Genomic DNA, 450 nt, shown 5'->3' with positions numbered 1-450 from the left:
CGTTCTCAAAACGTCTCCCACTCCGTGCGCTCCGGTTTCCGGATCCGAAACTGTTGGTCTTCGTCGTCCGTGCGCCGCGTCTCGATCACGCCCTCGAACAGCGGAACGAACTGCTCGACGGTCGATGCGTCGTGAACGCTGGGGTCGATCGTCGCGATCACCGGCCAGCCGGTACCGATCGATTTCTGGACGAGAATATGTGCGAACTGGAACACGTCGGAAGGCGACGTGTATACCAGCAGCGGCGAGAGGTTCGTAAGGCCGACGGAGAGTTGATCCGTTTCGTGCTGGTCGAGAACAGCGGCGAACTTCGTACCGATCGACGTGAGATTCCCCGGGTCCTGCGCGTACTTCGTCGTCTCCGTGTCCTCCTCTGATCGGCCAAGAGAGTTCGTGATACAGTCGATGACGATCGGAGTAGACGCATCGCCGCCAGTCAGACGGTCGTAC

At 60.0% G+C, this 450-nt stretch carries 1 protein-coding gene; it reads right to left on the bottom strand.

Going from position 1 to position 450, the window contains the following annotated elements; genetic code table 11:
• Positions 1 to 5: 5 nt before the first annotated feature.
• Positions 6 to 450 (bottom strand): hypothetical protein (locus DVK07_RS23135; protein ID WP_121598632.1); only part of this gene is annotated, 445 nt, incomplete at its 5' end.

Source organism: Halorubrum sp. Atlit-26R (assembly GCF_003666015.1).
Lineage (GTDB): Archaea > Halobacteriota > Halobacteria > Halobacteriales > Haloferacaceae > Halorubrum.
This window is presented reverse-complemented; position numbering and strand designations above follow the sequence as displayed.